Source organism: Streptomyces sp. Go-475, from assembly GCF_003330845.1.
In the GTDB taxonomy this organism is placed as follows: Bacteria; Actinomycetota; Actinomycetes; order Streptomycetales; family Streptomycetaceae; genus Streptomyces.
Map to the genome: position 1 here is coordinate 7,264,523 of NZ_CP026121.1, position 25,017 is coordinate 7,289,539.

Below are 25,017 nucleotides of genomic sequence, written 5' to 3' on the forward strand. Positions count from 1 at the left end.
CACCGGACGGCTCGTCGCATAAGACCTCGACTACGATGTGCCCTTCATCCTTGTCGGAGAGGGGGCTTCGCCAGAGTCCGCCGATCCCGTCCGGGATGAGCTGACCGCCCGCCCGGTCCACGGGGCCTTCCCGTCGGGTGCGGCCCCCGAGGCCCGTACGGCCACGGGGGCGGCGGTTCACATCGGCCAGGCCCGTCCGGCGGCAGCCGGAGATCACTGCTCGCGCAGCGGAACCGACACGTACGACGGGTCGTTCGCCGGCGAGGAGAAGGTCAGCTGCGCGCCGGACGGGTTGTGCTCGATGTAGAGCGGGTCGACCGTGTCGACGACCAGGGCGAGGCGATGCCCGGCCGGGACGTCGTAGGCCGTGGAGTACAGCTCCAGGTCGACGCCGAACGGCTTCCCGGGGGTGCGCCCGTGGAAGGTGTACGGCGCGTGGGTGACCAGCTTGCCGAGGCCGAGCGGCCCCACGTCGTACAGGTAGGCGACGAGGGTGCCGCTCTCCTTGGTCGGGGTGAGGGTCGTGTGCAACCTGGTCGTCCCGCGCACCTGTTGGGCCGTGGCGTACTTCTCCGACTGCCACACGGCGGCCCAGCGGCGGGGGAGCAGCGGGATCGAGGCCATCGGGGGCAGCTGGGCCACCTGGTCGAGGATGCTGGACAGGAAGACGACCCCGCCGTCCGCGCCCGAGTTCACGTTCGCGCGGATGGTCTTCGAGCCCGCGAGGGCGATCTTCCGGTCGTCCGCGCCGACCGACTTCCAGTCCGGGTAGCCCTCGTAGCCGCCCGCGGCGCGGGACTTGAGCCGGACCGGCTGCTCGCGGTCGACGCCGTTGTCCTCGCCCCGCAGATAGTGGTCGAACCAGCGCTCGGTGTCCTGCCAGACGTCGTTGGGCAGCCCGAACAGGCCGGTCAGCTCGGCGGTGGCGTGGTCGCCGGGCCGCAGCTCCAGCCGCTTGGGGCCGGTCAGCTTCTCGTAGAAGTCGGCGTACTGGTTGGGCGGGAAGACCGAGTCGCCCCAGGCGTTGGCGAGCATGATCGCCGCGCCGTTCTTGTTGATCTGGTCGACGTAGGTCGCAGCGGAACGTTTCTTCCCCCAGGCGATGAGCTCCGGCTCCTTCGCCAGGTTGGAGGCGTAGAAGTCGTCGAAGATCCGCCGGAGTTCGGCGCTCTGCCGGCCCGTCACCACGCTCGCGCCGTCCAGCAGGGCGGCCGCCTGGACGTGCTGGGTGCGTCCGGAGTAGATCGAGTCGATCAGATCGGCCCAGCCGCTCAGTGCGGCGACGGCCCTGACCCGCTTGTCGTGCGCGGCGGTGAGCAGGCTGATGCCGGCGCCGTAGGAGACGCCCGCCATGCCGACGTGCCCGGCGTCCGAGGGGGTGTGCGCGAGCGCCCAGTCGATGACCTTCGAGGCGTCGGCGACGTCGGGTGGGCCCGCCACTTCTATCTCGCCGCCGGACTGCCAGAAGCCGCGCACGTTGTACGTGACCACGACGTACCCGGAGTCGGCGAGTCTCTGGGCCTGGGCCAGGTACTCGATCTGGGGCAGGCCCCAGCTCGTGGGCATGACGAGCAGCGGGTAGCGGCGCGTGCCGTCGGAGCCGGCCGGGGTGACGACGTTGGCCTTGAGGACGGTGCCGCCCTCGCCGCTGATGTCGACGAAGCGGACGGGGTTCGGCGCAGCCTGGGCGGTGGGGGCGATTCCGAGGGCGGTGCCGGCGACCAGGGTCGCCGAGACGGCGCCCACGGCGGTGGTGCGCAGGGCCTTGCGGTGGGGTCCCACGGTCACTCCTCACTCGTGTCAGTGCAAAGTGACCGAACGGTAACCTCACCCCCTTACCAGGGGTAACCCGTCGGTGAGTTACGTGGCGGTAACGATCGTTGAGAAGTGGAGGAACTCAGGAGGCGCGGTGCGAAGTGCGTGGAGCCGCGGCGGCCGGGGCGGTCTGCGCCGCGCGCGTCACGTCGTCCACCAGCTCGACGACGTCCGGACCGTAGGCCTGCGAGTTGATCACCTTGAGCAGCAGGACGAAGGAGCTGTTGCCGTACTTGCGGGCCAGCCGCTCGTGATGGCGGGCGAGGTAGCGGGTGGTGGCCTGGTTGGTGATCGACGTCTGCCCGCAGAAGAGGAACACCGGGCGGGTGTTCTGGCTGCGCTCCGCGGTGAGCCGCGCGAGCAGCGCGTACTCCTCCCTCCCGTTCTCCACGCGGTACCGCTCGGAGCCCACCAGGAACGATCCCCGGTCCGGGCCCGGTTCGGCGTCGACGTTCACCCGCACGCCCGGCAGCAGGGAGGACAGATGGGCCGCCATCCGGCGGTTCGACGCCGGGCCGCCCACGCAGAACTCGGTGCGCTCGCCGAAGCCCTGACGGGCCGTGTCGTGCGGGAGGATCTGGGCGTGGGCGTTGCAGTCCTTGATCAGCGCGGCGAGTTCGAGCAGCGCGAACACGTCGTAGCGCATCACCGCGAACTCGGGTCCGCCGGCGCCCCGGTTCACCACCAGCAGCGACTCGGAGTTGTCCGGCAGCCCGAAGAACGCCTGCTTGCGGCGCAGCTTGCGCCGCCACAGGTAGGTGCGGGCCACCCAGCCCAGCGCGGCGCTGATGCCCGCCGCTATCACGCCCAGGACGATGTTGCGCACGTCGTCATTCATGGGCGCGCATGGTAGCGGGCCGAGCGGACACGCGTTCGGCGCGTTCCTGACGAGGGCATGCCCATGAATTAAGCTGCGCGGACGGCCCTTGACTGGAGGTGCGGATGCGTCGCCCTGTCGCACGGAATCTGACGGTCCTGGCGGTTTCGGCCGCCGTGGTGGCTTCGGTGGGGGCCGCGGCGCCACCCGCCGCGCAGAGCCCCGGAGGTGGGAAGACCCCCCTGGCCGTCGGCTACGGCGGCGCCGTCTCCAGCGTCGACCCGGACGCCTCCGCCGCCGGGATCGAGGTCCTCAGGAAGGGCGGCAACGCCGTCGACGCGGCCGTCGCCACGGCCGCCGCGCTCGGCGTCACCGAGCCCTACTCCGCCGGCATCGGCGGAGGCGGCTACTTCGTCTACTACGACGCCAAGTCCCGCGCGGTGCGTACCATCGACGGCCGCGAGACCGCACCGCTGAGCGCCGGCAAGGACCTGTTCGTCGAGAACGGCAAGCCCGTCCCCTTCGCCGAAGCCGTCAGCAGCGGACTGAGCGTCGGCACGCCGGGCACGCCCGCCACCTGGCAGACGGCGCTCGACCGGTGGGGCAGCGAGCGGCTGGCCAGCGTCCTGAAGCCGGCCGAGCGACTCGCCCGTGACGGCTTCACCGTCGACGAGACGTTCCGCGCGCAGACCGCGTCCAACGAGACCCGCTTCCGCTACTTCCCGGACACCGCGGACCTGTTCCTGCCGGGCGGGCGGCTGCCGGTCGTGGGCTCCACGTTCAAGAACCCCGACCTCGCGCGCACCTACGCCGAGTTGGGACGCAAGGGCGTCGGGGCGCTCTACCACGGTCCGCTCGGACGGGACATCGTCGAGACGGTCAACAAGCCGCCGGTCGATCCGGCTTCGGGCTGGAACGCCCGCCCGGGCGACCTGTCCGTGAAGGACCTGGCGGCGTACCGCACCAAGCTCCAGGCGCCCACCAGGACCTCCTACCGGGGCCTCGGCGTCTACTCCATGGCGCCCTCCTCCTCCGGGGGCACCACGGTCGGCGAGGCGCTCAACATCCTGGAGCGGACCGACCTGTCCAAGGCGAGCGAGGCGGAGTACCTGCACCGGTACATCGAGGCGAGCCGGATCGCGTTCGCCGACCGCGGCCGCTGGGTGGGCGACCCGGCCTTCGAGGACGTGCCGACGAAGGAGCTGCTGTCGCAGCGGTTCGCCGACTCGCGGGAGTGCCTCATCAAGGACGACGCGGTGCTCACCAGCCCCGTGGCGCCGGGGGACCCGCGCAACCCCAAGGCCTGCGACTCAGGGGGTACGGCCGCTCCCACCACGTATGAGGGCGACAGCACCACGCACCTGACCGCGGCCGACAAGTGGGGGAACGTCGTTTCCTACACCCTCACCATCGAGCAGACCGGTGGCAGCGGGATCACCGTGCCCGGGCGGGGGTTCATCCTCAACAACGAGTTGACGGACTTCTCCTTCACGCCGGCGAACCCTGCCGTGCACGACCCGAACCTGCCGGGGCCGGGGAAGCGGCCGCGGTCCTCGATGTCGCCGACGATCGTCCTGGACCGGCAGGACAGGCCCGTGGTCGCGCTGGGGTCGCCGGGCGGGGCCACGATCATCACGACCGTGCTGCAGACGCTCACGGGGTTCCTGGACCGGGGGCTGCCGCTCGTCGACGCGATCGCGGCGCCCCGGGCCAGTCAGCGCAATGCCGCGCAGACGGAGCTGGAGCCGGGCCTCGACCCCGAGGTGAGGAAGCAACTCGAAGCGATCGGGCACTCCTTCAAGGCCAATCCGGAGATCGGGGCGGCCACGGGGGTCCAGCGGCTGCCCGGGGGGAAGTGGCTGGCAGCCGCTGAGACCGTGCGGCGGGGTGGGGGATCGGCGATGGTGGTGCGGCCTGTGCGGTGACGCCGTGTGCGGGTGCGTGGGGGCTGGTCGCGCCCACGCGGCGGAGCAGCACATCGACAGGGCCCGGACACCCCCTAGGACGAGGGCGCTGCTGTCTCTTGAGCTTGAAACGCCAAGTGGCCGTCTTCCACGTCCACCGTCACCCGGCCTCCTTCGGACACTCGCCCGTCCAGCAGCAGCCGTGACAGTTCGTTGTCCACCTCGCGCTGGATCGTGCGGCGGAGCGGGCGGGCGCCGTACTCCGGCTGGTAGCCGCGGTCGGCCAGCCAGTCCACCGCGCGGTCGGTGAACGTCACCGTGATGCCCTTGTCCTGGACGAGGGAGCGGGTGCGGTCCAGCAGGAGGTTGGTGATCTGCCGCAGCTGTTCCGTGGAGAGCTGGCGGAAGACGACGATCTCGTCGATGCGGTTGAGGAACTCGGGGCGGAAGTGCTCGCGCAGGGGGCGCAGGATCTGCTCCCGGCGGGCCTCCTCGTCCGCGTCGGCGCCGCCCGACGCGAAGCCCACGGAGGCGCCGCGGCGGGTGATCGCCTCCGAGCCGAGGTTGCTGGTCATGACGATGACCGTGTTGGTGAAGTCCACCGTCCGGCCCTGCGAGTCGGTCAGCCGGCCGTCGTCGAGGACCTGGAGCAGGATGTTGAAGACGTCCGGGTGGGCCTTCTCCACCTCGTCCAGCAGCAGCAGCGAGTACGGGTGGCGGCGCACCACCTCGGTGAGCTGGCCCGCCTCCTCGTGGCCGACGTAGCCGGGCGGGGCGCCGACCAGGCGGCTGACGGTGTGCCGCTCCTGGTACTCGCTCATGTCGAGGCGGACCATGCGGTCCTCGCTGCCGAACAGGGCTTCGGCGAGCGCCCGGGCCAGCTCGGTCTTGCCGACGCCCGTCGGGCCGAGGAACAGGAAGCTGCCGATCGGCCGGTCCGGGCTCGCGAGCCCCGCGCGGGAGCGCAGCACCGCGTCGGAGACGACCCGGACGGCCTCGTCCTGGCCGACCACCCGCTGGTGCAGATGCTCCTCCAGGCCCAGCAGGCGGTCCTTCTCCTCCTGGGTGAGGCTGCTGACCGGGATGCCCGTCTGCCGCGACACGACCTCCGCGATCGCCTCGGCGCCGACGACCAGGTCCTGGCCCTCGTCGACCTCGCCGTCACCGCCGGCCTCGGTGATCCGCTGCTTGACGTCCAGGATCCGGTCGCGCAACTGGGTGGCCTGCTCGTACTGCTCGTCCGCGACCGCCTGGTCCTTGTCCCGGGTCAGCTGCTCCAGGTCCCGCTCCAGGGCCCGCACGTCCGTGCCCTTGGTCCGGGCCCGCAGCCGCACCCGGGCACCGGCCTGGTCGATCAGGTCGATCGCCTTGTCGGGCAGCCGGCGGTCGGTGAGGTAGCGGTCCGACAGCTCCACCGCGGCGACCAGTGCCTCGTCGGTGTAGCGGACCTGGTGGTGGGCCTCGTAGCGGTCCTGGAGGCCGCGCAGGATCTCGATCGCGTCGGCGGGCGTCGGCTCCGGCACCATGATCGGCTGGAAGCGGCGGGCCAGCGCCGCGTCCTTCTCGATGCGGCGGTACTCCTCCAGCGTGGTGGCGCCCACGATGTGCAGCTCGCCCCGGGCGAGGGCCGGCTTGAGGATGTTGCCGGCGTCCATCGAGCCGCCCTCGCCGCCGCCGGCACCGGCGCCCACGACCGTGTGCAGCTCGTCGATGAAGATGATGAGCTGGTCGGAGTGGGCGCGGATCTCGCTGACGATGTTGTTCATCCGCTCCTCGAAGTCACCCCGGTAGCGGGTGCCCGCGACCACGCCCGTCAGGTCCAGGGCGACCACGCGGCGCCCGATCAGCACGTCCGGCACGTCCGCCTCGGAGATGCGCTGCGCCAGCCCCTCCACGATGGCGGTCTTGCCGACGCCGGCGTCACCGATCAGCACGGGGTTGTTCTTGCCGCGGCGGGAGAGGACCTCGACGGTCTGCTCGATCTCCTGGTCCCGGCCGATCACCGGGTCGATCCGGCCGTGCCGGGCCAGCTCGGTGAGGTCGCGGCCGTACTTGTCGAGGGTCGGCGTGTTCGTCGGACGCGGCCGCTCGGCCTGGGGTGCCTCCGGCGCCTCGGGCGGCTCGGAGGGGGCGAAGCGGGCCGCGTTCAGGATGTGCCCGGCCGCCGAGTCGGGGTTCGAGGCCAGGGCGCTGAGCACGTGCTCCGGGCCGATGTAGCCGTAGCCGCGGGCCCGCGCCATGTCGTGCGCGTCGAGCAGCGCCCGCTTCGCCGCCGGGGTGAGGGAGAGCGCGGTCGGCGGCGGTGCGTCGTTCGGGCTGTGCTGGGCCGGGCCCGACCGCTCGTCGATCTGCGACGCGAGCGAGTCCGGGTTCGCGCCGGCCTTGCTGAGCAGGGTCCGGGTGGGTTCGGTGGCGAGCGCCGCCCGCAGCAGGTGTTGCGTGTCGAGGTCGCGGCTGCCGTGCTCGGCGGCGTACTGGGCGGCGCCGCGGACGAGCTCCCGGGCCGGCTGGCTGAGCAGCCGGCCGAGGTCGATCTGCCGGGGACCCGGACGCGGTCCGCCGAAGAAGCGTGCGAGGAATTCTCCGAAGGGATCCGAGCCGTAGCCCTCCGGGCTGCTGAAGCCGCTGCTCATGGGCCTTCCGTTCCCGGCGTCCCCGGCGCGCGGGCGGGGGACGCCCTCGCTGGTCGACGTGCCGGGGTCGGGTAACCCGGGTGGCAGCCCGTTACACCTGGGGGCGCGCTCGTACAACACCTTCGCACGATCGCCGACAAGGGGCACCTTCGGGACATGCCCGGGTGAACCGGTCGGATGTCAGCGCGCGGTCAGGATCCTCGGGCCCGCGTCCGTGATGGCCACCGTGTGCTCGGCGTGGGCCGCGCGGGAGCCGTCGTTCGTCTTCAGGGTCCAGCCGTCGGGGGCCGCGTGGTAGTCGTCCGTGCCGCCCGCGATGACCATGGGTTCGATCGCCAGCACCATGCCGTGCCGCAGGCGCATACCGCGCCCCGGCCGTCCCTCGTTCGGCACGCCGGGGTCCTCGTGCATCCGGCGGCCGATGCCGTGGCCGCCGAAGCCGTCGGGGATGCCGTAGCCCGCGCCGCGGCAGACCGTGCCGATCGCGTGGGCGATGTCGCCGATGCGGTTGCCGACGACGGCCGCCTCGATGCCGGCCGCCAGGGCCCGCTCGGCGGTCTCGATCAGGCGCAGGTCGGCGCGGCGCGGGGTGCCCACGACGAAGCTGAGGGCCGAGTCGCCGACCCAGCCGCCCAGTTCGGCGCCGAAGTCGATGGAGACGAGGTCGCCGTCGCGCAGGCGGTAGCGGGTCGGGACGCCGTGCACGATCGCGTCGTTCACCGAGACGCAGAGGACGGCGGGGAACGGGGTCGGCGCGAAGGAGGGCCGGTACCCGAGGAACGGCGAGGTGGCGCCCGCCTCGCGCAGCACGTCGTGTGCCACCTCGTCGAGTTCCAGCAGGGAGACGCCGACGCCGGCGGCCTTCCGCGCGGCCGTCAGCGCACGGGCGACGACCTGCCCCGCCTCGTACATGGCATCGATCGATGTGTCCGTCTTCAGTTCCACCATGCCAATTACTATACCGGTATTAGAATGGGGGGCATGGTGCGCACCCCTCTCACCCCCGAAGAGCGCGAACGCGGCGAGCGGCTGGGCAAGCTGCTGCGCGAGGCGCGTGGCGACCGGAGCATGGCCGAGATCGCGGCGAGCGCGGGCATCTCCGCCGAGACCCTCCGCAAGATCGAGACCGGGCGGGCCCCCACCCCGGCCTTCTTCACGGTGGCCGCGCTGGCCGGCGTGCTCGGGCTGTCCATGGACGAACTGGCGGGGCGGTGCGTTCTCGTGCCGCTCTGAGGATGCTGAGGCTCCTGCGCCTCGTGTGAAAACTCCCCGTAGCACCGCTGTAACACGACTGGTGTTGCCTACGGGGCGGAGTGCTCCGGTCTGGCGGGAGTTGGGCGATGGCAGCGGATCAACTCCCGGCCGAGGTGCGGGAGTTCGCGAACTACCTGGACGGTCTGCTGGCACGTCTCGACCCGTCCGGCGGCTGGTGCGCGGTGTTCTGGCAGCGTGACCCCGAGGGCATGCGGGCCTGCCTCGACGGGCGCGAGATGCCGCCCTGGGACGTGGTGGAGGCGCTGCTGCGGGACCTCGCCGGGCAGTACGGCCCCGGGGGCGCGGGGCCGGAGACGGAACGCGCCCGCTCGCTGCACGCCGCCGCGCTGGCCGCGTTCGACAGCCGGCCCGGGGGCCGGGACGCGCTCGGGGACCAGCTGGACGTCATGCTCCGCGAGCAGCGGTTCGCCGCCGAACGCCAGGCCGGTCTGGCCCGGCGACTGGCCTCCGCCACCACCCGCGAGCAGGCCGACGCCCTCCGGGTGGACCTCGCGTGGGCCCGAGACGACCACGAACGCGCGACCGCCCGCTGCGCGGAACTCAGGGCGCGGATGGCATACCTGGACCGGCAGCGGCCCGGGTCGAGCCCGCTGCCGACCCCCCGGCGCGGCGACCACCGCGAAGCGGACCGCCGGCCGCGGACCGACGGTGGCGGACCGGAGGCCGCGGGCTGGGCGCGGGGTGGTGAAACGGCAGGTGATACGCGCGGGTACGGCAGCGGGCCGGTGGTCCCGGTCGGGCCGGATACAGGGGCCTCAGACGAGCACGGTTCCCCGCGGGGCGGGGGCCCTCGGGGAGCCGTCGCCCACGGCAGCGCCCATGCCGTCACGGATTCGGGCCCTGCCTCGGAGACGCTCGTCAGGCCCTCGGCGTTTGCCGAGTCGGCCCCCGTCGCCCCGCAGACCCTTGTCGCCCCCGACCCTCCTGCCCCCCAGCCCTCCGCCTCCAGACAACGCAAGCGGCGGCGCGGCAGTGCTCGCTTCGCGGGGATGGGGGAGGAGGACGCCGCCCCCGTCGTCGTGCCGCCCACCGACGTGCCCGCGGTCACCGTGCCCGCGCCCGTCGCCGGCCGCACCCCGCGCGGCGCGCGCTTCGCCGGGGCCGCCGAGGAGGCCGTCGGGGAGCGCGCGGCACCGGAGGCAGGCCAGGCAGGACCGGCCGGCGCAGTCGGCCCGGCGGAGTGGACCGAGGTCGCGCGGGCCGTCGAGACGCTGGCGCGGCTCCGCGGGGAGGGGCGCAGCGGGGAGGCGCACGCACTGCTGGTCGAGGCCGCGTACTGGGCCCCCGCCCGGCTCCCGCTGCTCGCCCACGAACTGGAACGGGCCGGACTGGGAGCGGACTGGCAGACCCTGCTCTGGGAGGCCGCCTCGCTGCCCGCCGGACGCCTGGTCGCGGCCGCTGACGCCCTGGTCGCGGCCGGGCGCGAGGGCGACGGGCAACAGATGCTGCGCCAAGGGGTCTCCAGGCCCCCGGGCGAGGTCGGGGAGGCCGTCCTCGGGCTCGTCGCCGAGGGCCGCCGCCGGGAGGTGCGCGCACTGCTCGACGCGTACGTGCGCACCCGGACCCCCGAGGAGGCCGCCCGCAGCGCCGAGCCCGATCCGCGGCGCCTGGTGCCGCTGCTGCTGGAGGCCGCCCAGGGCGTGTCGGACGAGCGCCGCTGGGATCTGCTGCACGCGCTCCGGGTCGCCGGACACGCCGTCTGACCGGCGCCGACGTGCCCCCGGCGACTCACCCACAGGAGTGCGAATCGCGCCCGCCCCCGCGGGTTGGCGACGATGGTCTTGGCAAGCCCGTGCCGGAGGCTTACGTTCGTGGCTCTACGGCCCGCTTCTACGGGCGTAGAGGCGCAGACGTCGCGTCGAAGGAGCAGCTCATGGCCAACGTCGTACGTGCCGCTCTGGTCCAGGCCGCCTGGACCGGCGACACCGAGTCCATGGTGGCGAAACACGAGGAGCACGCCCGCGAGGCGGCCCGCCGGGGCGCGAAGATCATCGGCTTCCAGGAGGTCTTCAACAGCCCCTACTTCTGCCAGGTCGAGGAGCCGGAGCACTACCGCTGGGCCGAGCCCGTCCCCGACGGACCGACCGTGCGGCGCATGCGGGCCCTCGCCCGCGAGACCGGCATGGTGATCGTCGCGCCGGTGTTCGAGGCCGAGCAGCCCGGCTTCTACTACAACACCGCGGCCGTGATCGACGCCGACGGCACCTACCTCGGCAAGTACCGCAAGCACCACATCCCCCAGCTGAAGGGTTTCCGGGAGAAGTACTACTTCAAGCCGGGCAACCTCGGCTGGCCCGTCTTCGACACGGCCGTCGGCAAGGTCGGCGTCTACATCTGCTACGACCGCCACTTCCCGGAGGGCTGGCGGGAGCTGGGTCTGGCCGGGGCGCAGCTGGTCTACAACCCCTCCGCCACGCACCGGAGCCTGTCGTCCCACCTGTGGCGGCTGGAGCAGCCCGCGGCCGCCGTCGCCAACGCGTACTACATCGCCGCGATCAACCGCGTCGGGCAGGAGGAGTACGGCGACAACGACTTCTACGGGACGAGCTACTTCGTCGACCCGCGCGGGCAGTTCGTGGGGGACGTCGCCAGCGACAGCAAGGAGGAACTCGTGGTCCGGGACCTGGATCTCGACCTCATCGAAGAAGTGCGGCAGCAGTGGGCCTTCTACCGCGACCGCCGCCCCGACGCCTACGAAGGGCTGGTGCAGCCGTGACCGACGACCTCCTGGGCCGCCACCGGGCGGTGCTCCCCGACTGGCTCGCCCTCTACTACGAGGAGCCGATCGAGATCACCCACGGCGAGGGCCGCCACGTCTGGGACGCCGAGGGCAACCGGTACCTCGACTTCTTCGGCGGCATCCTCACCACCATGACCGCGCACGCCCTGCCCGAGGTGACCAAGGCGGTGAGCGAGCAGGCCGGGCGGATCATCCACTCCTCGACCCTGTACCTCAACCGCCCGATGGTCGAACTCGCCGAACGGGTCGCCCAGTTGAGCGGCATCCCGGACGCCCGGGTCTTCTTCACCACCTCCGGCACCGAGGCCAACGACACCGCCCTGCTGCTGGCGACGGCGTACCGGCGCAGCAACACGATCCTGGCGATGCGCAACAGCTACCACGGCCGCTCCTTCAGCTCCGTCGGCATCACCGGCAACCGCGGTTGGTCCCCGACCTCGCTCTCCCCGCTGCAGACGCTGTACGTGCACGGCGGTGTCCGCACCCGCGGCCCGTACGCCTCGCTGAGCGACGACGACTTCATCGCCGCCTGCGTCGACGACCTGGTCGACCTGCTCGGCCACACCCGCCCCCCGGCCGCGCTGATCGCCGAGCCCATCCAGGGCGTCGGCGGCTTCACCTCCCCGCCGGACGGGCTCTACGCCGCCTTCCGCGAGGTGCTGCACGAGCGCGGCATCCTGTGGATCGCCGACGAGGTGCAGACCGGCTGGGGCCGCACCGGCGAGCACTTCTGGGGCTGGCAGGCCCACGGGCAGAACGGGCCGCCGGACATCATGACCTTCGCCAAGGGCATCGGCAACGGCATGTCCATCGGCGGGGTCGTCGCCCGCTCCGAGATCATGAACTGCCTGGACTCCAACAGCATCTCCACCTTCGGCGGCACCCAGATCACCATGGCGGCGGGCCTCGCCAACCTCAACTACCTGCTGGAACACGACCTCCAGGGCAACGCCCGGCGCGTCGGCGGCCTGCTCATCGAGCGGCTGCGGTCCGCCGCCGCCCCGGTCCCGGCCGTCCGCGAGGTCCGCGGGCGCGGCCTGATGATCGGCATCGAGATCACCAAACCCGGTACGGACGAGGCCGACCCGCAGACCGCGGCGGCCGTCCTGGAGGCGGCCCGCGCGGGCGGACTGCTGATCGGCAAGGGCGGCGGCCACAACACCAGCTCGCTGCGGGTCGCCCCGCCGCTGTCCCTCAACGTCGCGGAGGCCGAGGAGGGCGCCGCGATCCTCGAGAACGCTCTGAGGAGCATCCAGTAGCAGTGGACTGAACAAGGGAACCGTCACATGACCACCACCTGGGACGCCCTGGAACCGGCCCTGTCGGTGCGGCAGGTCCTCACCCTGGAGCGGGTGCTCGCCGGGGAGCCCGAGGTGGTGGCCGGCGCGAGCCACCTCGACCGGCCCGTCCGGTGGGTGCACGTCGCCGAGGCCGCCGACGTCGGCGTCATGCTCAGCGGCGGCGAGATGGTCCTCACCACCGGCGTGCTGCTCGCCGGGGACGAGGACAAGCAGGCCGAGTACGTCCGCTCGCTGCACCGCGCCGAGGCGGCGGCGGTCGTCCTCGGGCTCGGCCGGGCCTTCCCCTCCCCGCCGGACGTGATGCGCCGGGCCGCCGAGCGGTGCGGGCTGCCGATGGTGGTGCTGCACCGGCCGTTCCCCTTCGCCGAACTGACCGAGGAGGTCCAGTCCCGGCTGGTGCGGCGCAAGTTCGCCGCCGTCAGCCTCTCCGAGGCCGTCCGCACCGAACTGACCGCCCTCATCACCGCGGGCGCCCCGCTGCAGCGCCTGCTCGACGAGGTCGCCCGGCACAGCGCCTGCCCGGTCGTCGTCACCAACCTCGCCCACCGCGTCCTCGGCACGGCGGGGGAGCGGCCCGCGGTCGACGACGTGCTGCGCGACTGGGAGCGCATCGCCCGGCAGGCCGGCGGCACCGAAGGAGACGGCTGGATCCGGGCCGAACTCGGCGGACGCGGGGAGCGCTGGGGGCGGATCGTGCTGTGCGGCTACCGGGGCGACACCGCCACCGGACGGCTGCTGGCCGACCGCGCCGCCGAGGCCCTCGTCCTGCACCGCATGCTCGGCGGCGGCGCCGCCTGCTCCTGGGAGGAGCAGTCCGCGCAGAGCCTGCTGACCGACCTGGTCAGCGGTGTCGTCCCCGCGCGGCAACTGCTGCCCCGGGCGCGGGCGGCCGGGCTTCCGGTCAACCGGCGGACGTTCGTCCCCCTGGTCGTCCGCGACGGCGACCCCGCCCGGCTGGAACGGCTGCTGCGGCTGCTGGGCCTGTCCGGGCTGGTCGCCGAGCTGGCCGACGGGGCCACCGCCGTGCTGCTCAGCCTCCCCCGCGACCAGGACGCGGACGCCCTCGCCGCGCACTTCGCGACCCGGCTGCGCACGGAGTCCGGCCGGGACCGCACGGTCGTCGCGGCGGCCGACCCCCGGGCCGCCTGGGACGACGTCCCCACCGGCCTGCGCGAGGCCCAGCACGTCGCGGACGCCGTCGCCGACTCCTCCGCCGCCCTCGACCTCCCGGCGGTCGTCCGCCTCAAGGACGTCCACCTGCGGGGCCTGATCCGCCTGCTGCGCGACGACCCGCACGTGCAGTCCTTCGCGGAGCGGGAACTGGACGGGCTGCTGCGCGAGGCGGACGAGGACCTGCTGTCCGTGCTGCGCACCTACCTCGCCACCGGCCGCAACAAGTCCCGCACCGCCCAGCTCCACCACGTCTCCCGGCCGGCCCTCTACCGCCGCCTGGAGGCGATACAGGTCCGCCTCGGGGTCGACCTCGACGACTTCGAGCAGGCCGCCTCGGTGCACATCGCACTCCTCGCGCACGACGCGCAACAGCAGTGAAACACGGAACCACCTGGGAAAACGGCGGTGAAACATGGGCCCACGCGAGAGTGACACGGTGGCACGCCGCACGCCCCGGGACGTGACACGGTGCAACTCAAAGAGGACGTCCCGGCTTCCTAGGCTCACGGCACACCGAGCGACCGGAGGTCCCGATGAGCCGAGTGATCCGTGCCGCCGTCTTCCAGACCGCCTGGACCGGCGACAAGGAATCGATGATCCAGGTCCACGAGCAGGCGGCCCGCGACGCCGCCGCGCAGGGCGCCCAAGTCCTCTGCTTCCAGGAGTTGTTCTACGGCCCGTACTTCTGCCAGGTGCAGGACCCGGCCTTCTACGAGTACGCCGAGCAGATCCCCGAGGGCCCCATCGTCCGCCGCTTCCAGGCCCTGGCGAAGGAACTGCGCCTCGTCCTCGTCCTGCCGATGTACGAGGAGGAGCAGCCCGGCGTCCTCTACAACACCGCCGCCGTGATCGACGCGGACGGCTCCTACCTCGGCAAGTACCGCAAGACGCACATCCCCCAGGTGAAGGGCTTCTGGGAGAAGTTCTACTTCCGCCCCGGCAACTCCGGCTGGCCCGTCTTCGACACCGCGGTCGGCAAGGTCGGCGTCTACATCTGCTACGACCGCCACTTCCCCGAGGGCTGGCGCGCCCTCGGCCTCGCGGGCGCCGAGATCGTCTTCAACCCCTCGGCCACCTCCCGGGGCCTGTCCGGCTACCTCTGGCAGCTGGAACAGCCGGCGGCGGCCGTCGCCAACGAGTACTTCATCGGCGCGATCAACCGGGTCGGTGTCGAGGAGTACGGCGACAACGACTTCTACGGCACGTCGTACTTCGTGGACCCGGAGGCCCAGTTCGTCGGCGAGGTGGCGAGCGACAAGGAGCCCGAACTGGTCGTCCGCGACCTGGACATGGCGAAGCTGCGAGAGGTCCGCGACCGCTGGCAGTTCTACCGGGACCGGGCGCCTGGGGCGTATGGCCCCCTGACGGCTCCCTGAACGGCGCCCTGGCTGCATCGTCCTTGAAGGGGCGCGGGGAACTGCGCGAGCAACCACCCACAACCCGCACGTACCGACTGCGAGGAGCGACCACGACATGAGCAGCCGTACCGTCATCCGCGGCGGCCTCGTCATCACAGCCTCCGACGAGATCCACGCCGACGTCCTGATCGAGGACGGCCGCATCGCCGCCCTCGCCGCCACCGGCACACCCGCCGCCGACACCTTCACCGCCGACCGGGTCATCGACGCCACCGGAAAGTACGTCATCCCCGGCGGCGTCGACGCCCACACCCACATGGAGCTCCCCTTCGGCGGCACCTTCGCCTCCGACACCTTCGAGACCGGCACCCGCGCCGCCGCCTGGGGCGGCACGACCACGATCATCGACTTCGCCGTACAGAGCGTCGGCCACAGCCTGCGCGAGGGACTCGACGCCTGGCACGCCAAGGCCGAGGGCAACTGCTCGATCGACTACGGCTTCCACATGATCGTCTCCGACGTCAACGAGGACACGCTCAAGGAGATGGACCTGCTGGTCGAGGAGGGCGTCACCTCCTTCAAGCAGTTCATGGCCTACCCGGGCGTCTTCTACAGCGACGACGGCCAGATCCTGCGCGCCATGCAGCGCTCCGCCGACAACGGCGGCCTGATCATGATGCACGCCGAGAACGGCATCGCCATCGACGTCCTGGTCGAACAGGCCCTGGCCCGGGGCGAGACCGACCCGCGCTACCACGGCGAGGTCCGCAAGGCCCTGCTGGAGGCCGAGGCCACCCACCGCGCCATCCGGCTCGCCCAGGTCGCCGGCGCGCCCCTGTACGTCGTGCACGTCTCGGCGATGGAGGCGGTCGCCGAACTGGCCCGGGCCCGCGACGACGGGCTGAACGTCTTCGGCGAGACCTGCCCGCAGTACCTGTTCCTGTCCACCGACAACCTCGCCGAGCCCGACTTCGAGGGCGCCAAGTACGTGTGCAGCACCCCGCTCAGGCCGCGCGAACACCAGGCCAAGCTGTGGCAGGGGCTCCGCACGAACGACCTCCAGGTCGTCTCCACCGACCACTGCCCGTTCTGCTTCGTCGGCCAGAAGGAACTCGGCCGCGGCGACTTCTCGAAGATCCCCAACGGCCTGCCGGGCGTCGAGAACCGCATGGACCTGCTCCACCAGGCCGTCCTCGACGGGCACATCTCCCGCCGCCGCTGGATCGAGATCGCCTGCGCCACCCCGGCGCGGATGTTCGGCCTGTACCCGAAGAAGGGCACCATCGCGCCCGGCGCCGACGCCGACGTGGTGATCTACGACCCGCACGCCGAGCAGGTCATGTCGGCCGAGACCCACCACATGAACGTCGACTACTCGGCGTACGAGGGCAAGCGCGTCACCGGCCGCGTCGAGACCGTGCTCTCGCGCGGCGTACCGGTCATCACCGAGCGGGAGTACACCGGGCGCCCGGGTCACGGCGTCTTCGCCCCGCGCTCCACCTGTCAGTACCTGAACTAGGGAGTGGCGCAGATGGACTTCGGACTCGTCCTGCAGACCGACCCGCCGGCCTCGCGGGTGATCAGCCTCATGAAGCGCGCGGAACGGAACAATTTCTCCTACGGCTGGACCTTCGACTCCGCCGTGCTGTGGCAGGAACCGTTCGTGATCTACAGCCAGATCCTGGCCAACACCACGAAACTGAAGGTCGGGCCGATGGTGACCAACCCGGGCACCCGCACCTGGGAGGTCACCGCCTCCACCTTCGCCACCCTCAACGACATGTACGGCAACCGCACCGTCTGCGGCATCGGGCGCGGCGACTCCGCGATGCGCGTGGCCGGCCGCAAGCCCAACACCCTGGCCAGGATCAGCGAGGCCATGAAGGTCATCCGGGCCCTCGGCAGCGGCCGGGAGGCCGACCTCGGCGGCGGCACGGTCGTCCGCTTCCCGTGGATCAAGCCGGGCGCGGAACTCCCCGTGTGGATGGCCGCGTACGGTCCCAAGGCCCTGAAGATGACCGGCGAGGAGGCCGACGGGTTCATCCTCCAGCTGGCCGACCTCTACCTGACGGAGTACATGGTCAAGGCCGTGAAGGACGCGGCGGTCGCCGCCGGCCGCGACCCTGCCGAGGTGACCGTCTGCGTGGCCGCCCCGGCGTACGTCACCGAGGACGACTCGCCCGAGGCGCTCGCCCACGCCCGCGAGCAGTGCCGCTGGTTCGGCGGCATGGTCGGCAACCACGTGGCCGACCTGGTCTCCAAGTACGGCGAGCACTCCGCCGCCGTCCCCGACGAACTCACCGACTACATCAAGGCCCGCGAGGGCTACGACTACTCCCACCACGGCCGCGCCGGCAACCCGGACACCCAGTTCGTGCCCGACGAGATCGTCGACCGGTTCTGCCTGATCGGCCCGGTCGAACGGCACGTCGAGAAGCTGAACGCGCTGCGCGACCTCGGCGTGGACCAGTTCGCCGTGTACGACATGCACGACGCGCAGGAGGCCGTGATCGACGCCTACGGATCGCGGGTGATCCCGGCGGTCAACGGCTGAACTCCCACGCGAGAGCACCCCTCATGAACTCCCCCTTCCCCCGGCCCGGGAAGGGGGCGCAGGACGCCCCGAGCGCACCCCCCATCGGCATCACCCGCACGGCCATTCCCGTCCCACCTCCCTGATTGGCCCGGCCCATGACCGATACCGCTCCCACGGCCACACCGCCGACCACCCAAGTCACCCTCGCCGACGGCCGGGTGGAGATCGCCCCGGGCGCCCCGGCGCCGAGCGGTCCCTACGCCAACGAGGACCTGCTGCCGGTCCCCGTCGCCAAGCGCACCTGGACCACGTACAACTTCTCCGCGCTGTGGGTCGGCATGGCCCACAACACCGCCTCCTGGACCCTGGCCTCGGGGCTCATCGCCGTCGGCATGGACTGGAAGCAGGCGGTGTTCACCATCGCCCTGGCCAATGTGATCGTGCTGATACCGATGCTGCTCACCGGGCACGCCGGGCCGAAGTACGGCATACCCTTCCCGGTCTTCGCCCGGGCCTCCTTCGGCATCCGCGGCGCCAACCTGCCCGCCGTCGTACGGGCGCTGGTGGCGTGCGGCTGGTTCGGCATCCAGACCTGGATCGGCGGCGAGGCCATCTACTTCCTGGCCGGCAAGCTCATCGGCAGCGGCTGGACGGACGCCGCGAAGGTCGGCGGCTACGCCTGGACCATGTGGCTGTCCTTCGCGATCTTCTGGGCCTTGCAGGTCGTCATCATCTACCGGGGCATGGAGACGATCCGCCGCTTCGAGAACTGGGCGGCGCCCTTCGTGCTCGTCGGCGCGTTCGTGATGCTGTGGTGGATGAGCGACAAGGCGGGCGGCTTCGGCCCGCTGTTCGACCAGCCCTCCAAGCTCGGCTGGGGCGCCGACTTCTGGACGCTGTTCGCCCCCGCCCTCATGGGCATGATCGGCTTCTGGTCCACGCTGTCGCTGAACATCCCCGACTTCACCCGCTACGGCAGGAGCCAGAAGGCGCAGACGTGGGGCCAGGCCCTCGGCCTGCCGACCACCATGACGCTCTTCGCCTTCTTGTCGGTGATGGTCACCTCCGGCAGCCAGGCCGTCTACGGCGAGGCGATCTGGGACCCGGTCCAGCTCGCGGCCAAGACCGACAACACGGTGGGCCTGCTCTTCGCGCTGGTCACCGTCCTGGTGGCGACCCTGTCCGTCAACGTCGCGGCCAACCTGGTCTCACCGGCGTTCGACTTCTCCAACATCGCGCCCCGCAGGATCAGTTTCCGCGCCGGCGCCCTCGCGACCTGCGTCCTCGGGGTGCTGATCTTCCCGTGGAAGCTGTACTCCGACCCGCAGGGCTACATCTTCACCTGGCTCGGCCTGGTCGGCGGCCTGCTCGGCACCGTCGCGGGCATCCTCATCGCCGACTACTGGATCCTGCGCCGCTCCCGGCTCGACCTGGCCGACCTGTACCGCACGGGCGGCCGCTACTGGTACGAGGGCGGCTGGAACTGGCGGGCCGTCGTCGCCTTCGTGGCCGGCGGTGTGCTCGCCGTCGGCGGCGCCAGCTTCAAACCGCTCATCGACGGCCGCCCCGTCCCGGCACTGTCCGATCTCGCCGACTACGGCTGGGCCGTGGGCCTGGGCACGTCGATGGTGCTGTACCTGCTGCTGATGGCCCTGCGAGGCCGTGACCGCACGATCGTCTGACGCGGGCCGGCGCTGGAGGACAGGCGATCAGCCCTTGTCGGCCTCCAGCGCCGCCACGGCCTCCTTCGCGGCCTTGATGGCGCCCTTGTTGATCGTGTCCGTATCGGGCGCCTTCTTCGACTCGAAGTCACTGCCGTTGTACGTGACCGTCACCAGCGCGTTGGACGCGCGGGCGACCACGACGCCCTCGCGCGTCTCCTGCTTGTCCTCGGTGGTGAGGTTCACGACGGAGTACGCGCTGTCACCCAGACCCGGGACGGCCCCGCCACCGCTGCGCTTCTCCGTGCTCTCCTTGTACGCCTTCTGCGCCGCCTCGTCCGACTCCAGCACCTCGTACGACACGTCCAGCCAACGGTAGTCGTAGCCCTTGAGCGCGTTCCAGGAGCAGGTGCGGCGCAGCTCCGCGTCCGTGGACGGGATCTCCTTCCCGGCCGTCTTGGCACCCGGCACCAGCGACTCGATCGTCTTCTTCGCGATGCTCTCGCACGGGGCGGGAGCGGCCGAGTACGCCTTCGCGACGGTCGACGTGGACGGCGCGGACGCGGACTGGGTCCCGGTCTTCTCGTCGGCCGGCTTGTGCTCGGCGGCCTGCGGCGCGGCGAGCGGACCGGACGACAGCGCCCAGCCCGCCGCGGCGAGCACAGCCACCGGGGACAGGCGTGCGGTCAGGGCCAGGGGCAGGGGTAGGGAACGCACGGCGCCCTTCTCGTGGGGGGGGACGGACGGTGCGGAGCGGGTCCGCACGGCGGACGGGACGACAGTTTCACATGAGTCCCTGTGGTGCGGAAGTGCGGTCCGGCACACAGGCCGCGGAAACACGGTTCGCACCGGCGCGGTCGCACTGCGCAGCGCTGGCCGGGGGTTTCGCCGCAGCCGTGACCGGGGGAGGGGGACGGGTGGCGCGCGCGTACGAGAGGTGAGAGGACGTATGTTCACATCCCGCCCGACCCTGCAGGGCACCTTCGGCATGGTGTCCTCCACGCACTGGCTCGCCGCGCAGTCGGCGATGGCCGTCCTGGAGGACGGTGGCAACGCCTGCGACGCGGCCGTGGCCGGCGCCTTCGTGCTGCACGTCGTCGAACCCCACCTCAACGGCCCGGCCGGCGAGGTGCCGATCCTGCTCGCCCCGCCCGGTGGCGAGGTGCGGGTGCTGTGCGGACAGGGCGTCGCACCCGCCGGGGCGACCGTCGCGCACTACCGGGAACTCGGCCTGGACCTGGTCCCCGGCACCGGTCCGCTGGCCGCCGCCGTACCGGGCGCCTTCGACGCCTGGATGCTGCTGCTGCGCGACCACGGCACCAAGTCCCTCGCCGACGTCCTGAAGTACGCCATCGGCTACGCCGAACACGGCCACGCGCCCGTGGAGCGGGTCACGGACACCGTCGAGACGGTGCGCGAACTCTTCAAGACCGAGTGGACCTCGTCGGCGGAGGTCTACCTGCCCGGCGGCAAGGCGCCACGCCCCGGCGAGCTCTTCCGCAACCCCGCGCTCGCCGCCACCTGGAAGCGCCTGCTCGCCGAGACCGCCGGGGCGGGCGACCGGGAGGCCGAGATCGAGGCCGCGCGGCAGGTGTGGCGCACCGGCTTCATCGCCGAGGCCCTCGTACGCCAGGCCGCCCGCCCCACCCTGGACACCAGCGGCGACCACCACACCGGCACCCTCACGGCCGCCGACCTCGCCGCCTGGTCCGCGACCTACGAGACACCCGTGACGTACGACTGGAACGGCTGGACCGTGTGCAAGCCGGGCCCCTGGAGCCAGGGCCCGGTCCTGCTCCAGCAACTCGCCCTGCTGCCGCCCGAACTGCCCCCCTACGGCTCGGCCGACTACGTCCACCTCCTGGTCGAGGGCTGCAAACTCGCCATGGCCGACCGGGAGGCCTGGTACGGGGACGCCGCCGAGGTGCCCCTCGACGACCTGCTGTCCGCCGAGTACAACACGGCCCGCCGCGCCCTCGTCGGCGAGCGGGCCGAGCACGACCTGCGGCCCGGGAGCCCCGGCGGACGCCCCCCGCGGCTGAGCGCGCACGCGCGCGTGGCGGCCGCCGCCCAGGAGGGCTCCGACGCCCTGGGCGTCGGCGAGCCGACCGTCGCCAAACTCCCGACGTCCCCCGTGCCCGGCGAACCGGTCGTCACCGCCGACGGGAGCACCCGGGGCGACACCTGCCACCTGGACATCGTCGACCGCTGGGGCGGCATGGTCTCGGCCACGCCCAGCGGCGGCTGGCTCCAGTCCAACCCCGTCGTCCCCGAACTCGGCTTCCCGCTCGGCACCCGGCTCCAGATGACCTGGCTGGAGGAGGGCCTGCCCAGCACCCTCACCCCCGGCCGCCGCCCCCGCAGCACCCTGTCCCCCTCGATCGCCCTGCGCGACGGCGTGCCCGTCATGGCGTTCGGCACGCCCGGCGGGGACCAGCAGGACCAGTGGCAGCTGCACTTCCTCCTGGCGGTCGCGCTGCGCCCCCAGGTGCGCGGCGGTCCCGACCTCCAGGGCGCGATCGACGCCCCGAACTGGCACAACGACAGCTTCCCGGGCTCCTTCTTCCCGCGCGGCATGCGCCCGGGCAGCGTGACCGTCGAGGCCCGCACCGACCCGGCCGTCGTCGCGGAGCTGCGGCGCCGCGGCCATGAGGTGACCGTCGGCGCCCCCTGGTCGGAGGGCCGGCTCTGCGCCGTCGCCCGGGACCCGGAGACCGGCGTCCTGTCGGCGGCGGCGAACCCGCGCGGCATGCAGGGGTACGCGGTCGGCCGGTGACCGCCCCCGCTGGAGTTCACCGCGATTCCACCCGGGGCGCACCCGGCGGGTGGGGATTGTCAGTGGCACGTGGTGTCATGGAAGGGTGATCGACAGCAACGAAACCATCGAAGAGTTTCTCGCGCAGCACGCCTCCGACGTCGAGGAGGAGATCCGCAAGGCGGCCACCACCGAGATCATGCCGCGCTGGCGTCAGCTCGCCGCGCACGAGGTCGACCAGAAGGCCGGCCCGCACGATCTGGTGACCGACGCCGACCGCAAGGCCGAGCTGTACCTCACCGAGGCCCTGGCCGCCCTGCTGCCCGGCTCGGTCGTGGTCGGCGAGGAGGCGGTCCACGCCAACCCGGCCTCCTACGAGGCGATACGGGGCGACGCCCCGGTCTGGATCATCGACCCGGTCGACGGCACAAGGCCGTTCGTACGCGGCGAGGCCGGGTTCTGCACGCTGGTCGCGCTGGCCCAGGGCGGCACCCTGCTCGGGTCCTGGACCTACGCGCCCGCCCGGGACCGGCTCGCCACCGCCGAGCGGGGCAAGGGCGCCTACCTCGACGGCGAGCGGCTGTTCGCCGGTGTGCCGGAGCCCGGCCGCGACCTGCGCGTGGCCACCTCCCACCCGGACTACACGACGGACGAGCAGAAGCACGCCCTGCTCGGGCTGCGCACCGAGGGGGTGGCACCGCGCGCGTGCGGCTCGGCCGGCCTGGAGTACCTCGCCATCGCCCGGGGCGAGTTGGACGCCGTGGCCTTCTCGTGGGAGGCGGCGTGGGACCACGCGGCCGGGCTGCTCCTCGTCGAGGAGGCGGGCGGCGCCCATCTGACCCGCGCGGGCGATCCGTTCCGCGTCACGGGCGGCAACGCCCTGCCGTTCACCGCCGCCCGCGACGCGGCCACGGCCCGGCGGGTCGCGGCGCTGCTGTCGGGCGGCGCATGAGCCCGGCGGAAGCCCGACGAGCGGTCACCGACCGTAGGCGCACGGTAGCGCTGACCGCTTCGGCGCTGCCCGCGCGCACCGGACATCACCCGCGGCCGGTGACGGACCGTCCCCGGGCATATCCTGATCCCCAGTGGCCGTCGGCTGACGAAGGGGTCCGAAGGTGCCGTCGATGCTCGATGCCGTCGTAGTGGGTGCGGGGCCGAACGGACTGACCGCGGCCGTGGAGCTGGCCCGCCGCGGCTTCTCCGTCGCCGTCTTCGAGGCCCGGGGCACCGTGGGCGGCGGCTCCCGCACCGAGGAACTCACCCTGCCGGGCTTCCGGCACGACCCCTGCGCCGCGGCCCACCCGCTCGGCGTCAACTCACCCGCCTTCCGCGCCCTGCCGCTGGAGCGGTACGGCCTTCAGTGGCTGCACGCCGAGCTGCCCATGGCGCACCCCTTCCCGGACGGCTCGGCGGCCGTGCTGGCCCGGTCGGTGGGCGAGACGGCCGCCTCCTTCGGGCCGCGCGACGCCGGGGCGTACCGCAGGCTCGTCGAGCCCTTCCTGCCCAAGTGGGACACGCTCACCCGGGACTTCATGTCCCTGCCGCTCACGGCGCTGCCCCGCGACCCGGTCACCCTCGCCCGCTTCGGCCTCGTCGGGCTGCCCCCGTCGACCCTGCTGATGCGCCGCTTCCGCGACGAACCGGCCAGGGCGCTGTTCGCCGGGCTCGTCGCCCATGTCATGGCGCCGCTGGGCGGCTTCGCCACCGGCGCCATCGGCCTGGTCTTCGCCCTCGCGGCACACGCCCGCGGCTGGCCGGTCGCCCGCGGCGGCTCCCAGGCGATCTCCGACGCCCTCGCCGCCCACCTGCGCGACCTCGGCGGCAGCGTGCACACCGACTACGAGGTGAAGCGCCTGGACGACCTGCCGCCGGCCCGGGCGTACGTCTTCGACACCTCGCCCACCGCCCTGGCCCGCATCGCCGGCTTCGGCGACCACTACGCCGGTTACCGCTACGGGCCGGGCGTCTTCAAGGTCGACTACGCGCTGGACGGCCCCGTGCCGTGGACCGCGAAGGAGGCCCGCGTCGCCGGCACCGTGCAGATCGGCGCGAGCCGCGCGGAGATCGGCACGGCCCTGCGCGCGGCGGCCCGGGAAGGCAGGGCCCCCGACAAGCCGTTCATGATCACGGTCCAGCCGAGTGTCGTCGACCCGACCCGGGCCCCCGCGGGCAAGCACGTCTTCTGGGCGTACGGCCATGTCCCGCACGGCTGGACCGGAGACCTCACCGACGCCATCGAGCGGCAACTGGAGCGCTTCGCCCCGGGGTTCCGCGACCGCGTCCTGGCCCGCGCCACGGCCGGACCGCCCGAACTCGCCGCCCGCAACGCCAACTACGTCGGCGGCGACATCGCCTCCGGGTCGGTGTCCGGCCTCCAGCTCCTGCTGCGCCCGAAGCTCACCCTGTTCCCGTACCGCACCCCCCACCCGGCCGTCTTCATCTGCTCCTCCGCGACACCGCCCGGCCCCGGAGTGCACGGCATGTCCGGGCACAACGCCGCGAAGGCCGTATGGAAGCGGCTGAGGCAGACGTGACCACCGTCGAAGCGGTCCAGGGCGACATCACCCGCGAGCGGGTCGACGCCATCGTCAACGCGGCCAACTCCTCGCTGCTGGGCGGGGGAGGGGTCGACGGAGCGATCCACCGGCGCGGCGGCCCGGCGATCCTGGAGGCCTGCCGCAAGCTGCGCGCCTCCCAGTACGGCAAGGGCCTGGCCACGGGCCGGGCCGTCGCCACGACCGCCGGGAACCTGGACGTCCGCTGGGTCATCCACACCGTCGGCCCCGTGTACAGCGCGACCGAGGACCGCTCCGGCCTCCTCGCCTCCTGCTACCGCGAGTCCCTCCGCGTCGCCGACGAACTCGGCGCCCGTACCGTCGCGTTCCCCGCCATCTCCACCGGCGTCTACGGCTGGCCGATGGACGACGGCGCCCGGATCGCGGTCGCGACCGTGCGGGCGGCCGACACGGCGGTCGAGCGGGTCCGGTTCGTGCTCTTCGACCAGCAGGCGTACGAGGTGTTCTCCGAGCAGCTCCGCTGAGGCGTCCCA

Annotated in this window: 19 protein-coding genes; 14 read left to right on the forward strand and 5 right to left on the reverse strand. The window is 72.5% G+C overall.

The annotated features are described in order from the left end of the window. Positions 1 to 213: 213 nt before the first annotated feature. On the reverse strand, positions 214 to 1,782 hold the full coding sequence (locus C1703_RS33085) for a CocE/NonD family hydrolase (RefSeq protein ID WP_114256278.1): 1,569 nt from the start codon (positions 1,780 to 1,782) through the stop codon (positions 214 to 216). Between the two features lie 115 nt (positions 1,783 to 1,897). Then, a complete protein-coding gene (locus tag C1703_RS33090) occupies positions 1,898 to 2,653 on the reverse strand; it encodes a hypothetical protein (RefSeq protein WP_114256279.1) in 756 nt (251 codons plus the stop codon). Positions 2,654 to 2,757: 104 nt separating this feature from the next. Here C1703_RS33090 and ggt point away from each other — a divergent pair, with 104 nt between their 5' ends. Further along, entirely contained in the window at positions 2,758 to 4,557 is a 1,800-nt protein-coding gene (gene ggt, locus C1703_RS33095) for a gamma-glutamyltransferase (RefSeq protein ID WP_114256280.1), read from the forward strand. Between the two features lie 74 nt (positions 4,558 to 4,631). Here ggt and C1703_RS33100 read toward each other — a convergent pair whose 3' ends face one another. Both C1703_RS33100 and map read right to left on the reverse strand, forming a co-directional pair. Then, a complete protein-coding gene (locus C1703_RS33100; protein WP_114256281.1) occupies positions 4,632 to 7,169 on the reverse strand; it encodes an ATP-dependent Clp protease ATP-binding subunit in 2,538 nt (845 codons plus the stop codon). Between the two features lie 180 nt (positions 7,170 to 7,349). Then, entirely contained in the window at positions 7,350 to 8,117 is a 768-nt protein-coding gene (map, locus tag C1703_RS33105; RefSeq protein ID WP_114256282.1) for a type I methionyl aminopeptidase, read from the reverse strand. Between the two features lie 24 nt (positions 8,118 to 8,141). On the opposite strand from map, the gene C1703_RS33110 reads away from it, so the two are divergent. The 9 genes from C1703_RS33110 (at position 8,142) to C1703_RS33150 (ending at position 19,234) form a co-directional block, all read left to right on the forward strand. Further along, on the forward strand, positions 8,142 to 8,402 hold the full coding sequence (locus C1703_RS33110; protein WP_114256283.1) for a helix-turn-helix transcriptional regulator: 261 nt from the start codon (positions 8,142 to 8,144) through the stop codon (positions 8,400 to 8,402). Positions 8,403 to 8,509: 107 nt separating this feature from the next. Then, the gene (locus tag C1703_RS33115) at positions 8,510 to 10,147 is read left to right on the forward strand and encodes a hypothetical protein (protein ID WP_114256284.1); all 1,638 of its coding nucleotides are present in this window, start codon (positions 8,510 to 8,512) and stop codon (positions 10,145 to 10,147) included. 170 nt (positions 10,148 to 10,317) lie between these two features. Further along, positions 10,318 to 11,160, forward strand: a complete 843-nt coding sequence (locus C1703_RS33120; RefSeq protein ID WP_114256285.1) for a nitrilase-related carbon-nitrogen hydrolase — start codon at positions 10,318 to 10,320, stop codon at positions 11,158 to 11,160. Continuing rightward, a complete protein-coding gene (locus C1703_RS33125; protein WP_114256286.1) occupies positions 11,157 to 12,443 on the forward strand; it encodes an aspartate aminotransferase family protein in 1,287 nt (428 codons plus the stop codon). Before C1703_RS33120 ends, C1703_RS33125 begins: the two co-directional genes overlap by 4 nt. A gap of 27 nt (positions 12,444 to 12,470) precedes the next feature. After that, complete coding sequence (locus C1703_RS33130) at positions 12,471 to 14,036, forward strand: PucR family transcriptional regulator (RefSeq protein ID WP_114256287.1); 1,566 nt, start codon at positions 12,471 to 12,473, stop codon at positions 14,034 to 14,036. A gap of 155 nt (positions 14,037 to 14,191) precedes the next feature. Continuing rightward, positions 14,192 to 15,034: a nitrilase-related carbon-nitrogen hydrolase gene (locus C1703_RS33135; RefSeq protein ID WP_114256288.1), complete on the forward strand. Its 843-nt coding sequence runs from the start codon at positions 14,192 to 14,194 to the stop codon at positions 15,032 to 15,034. Between the two features lie 97 nt (positions 15,035 to 15,131). Continuing rightward, a complete protein-coding gene (gene hydA / locus C1703_RS33140; protein ID WP_114256289.1) occupies positions 15,132 to 16,535 on the forward strand; it encodes a dihydropyrimidinase in 1,404 nt (467 codons plus the stop codon). 12 nt (positions 16,536 to 16,547) lie between these two features. Beyond that, entirely contained in the window at positions 16,548 to 17,570 is a 1,023-nt protein-coding gene (locus C1703_RS33145; protein WP_114256290.1) for a TIGR03842 family LLM class F420-dependent oxidoreductase, read from the forward strand. Between the two features lie 137 nt (positions 17,571 to 17,707). Beyond that, complete coding sequence (locus C1703_RS33150) at positions 17,708 to 19,234, forward strand: NCS1 family nucleobase:cation symporter-1 (protein WP_114256291.1); 1,527 nt, start codon at positions 17,708 to 17,710, stop codon at positions 19,232 to 19,234. 27 nt (positions 19,235 to 19,261) lie between these two features. Here C1703_RS33150 and C1703_RS33155 read toward each other — a convergent pair whose 3' ends face one another. After that, positions 19,262 to 19,930, reverse strand: coding sequence for a hypothetical protein (locus C1703_RS33155; RefSeq protein ID WP_114257709.1), 669 nt, complete (start codon positions 19,928 to 19,930; stop codon positions 19,262 to 19,264). A 232-nt stretch (positions 19,931 to 20,162) separates the two neighbouring features. On the opposite strand from C1703_RS33155, the gene C1703_RS33160 reads away from it, so the two are divergent. The 4 genes from C1703_RS33160 (at position 20,163) to C1703_RS33175 (ending at position 25,008) form a co-directional block, all read left to right on the forward strand. Next, positions 20,163 to 21,989, forward strand: a complete 1,827-nt coding sequence (locus tag C1703_RS33160; protein ID WP_114256292.1) for a gamma-glutamyltransferase — start codon at positions 20,163 to 20,165, stop codon at positions 21,987 to 21,989. A gap of 85 nt (positions 21,990 to 22,074) precedes the next feature. Then, a complete protein-coding gene (locus C1703_RS33165) occupies positions 22,075 to 22,920 on the forward strand; it encodes an inositol monophosphatase family protein (RefSeq protein ID WP_114256293.1) in 846 nt (281 codons plus the stop codon). Positions 22,921 to 23,092: 172 nt separating this feature from the next. Beyond that, positions 23,093 to 24,502: an NAD(P)/FAD-dependent oxidoreductase gene (locus C1703_RS33170; protein ID WP_114256294.1), complete on the forward strand. Its 1,410-nt coding sequence runs from the start codon at positions 23,093 to 23,095 to the stop codon at positions 24,500 to 24,502. Next, positions 24,499 to 25,008: an O-acetyl-ADP-ribose deacetylase gene (locus C1703_RS33175; RefSeq protein ID WP_114256295.1), complete on the forward strand. Its 510-nt coding sequence runs from the start codon at positions 24,499 to 24,501 to the stop codon at positions 25,006 to 25,008. The genes C1703_RS33170 and C1703_RS33175 overlap by 4 nt, the downstream gene beginning before the upstream one ends. Positions 25,009 to 25,017: the final 9 nt, after the last annotated feature.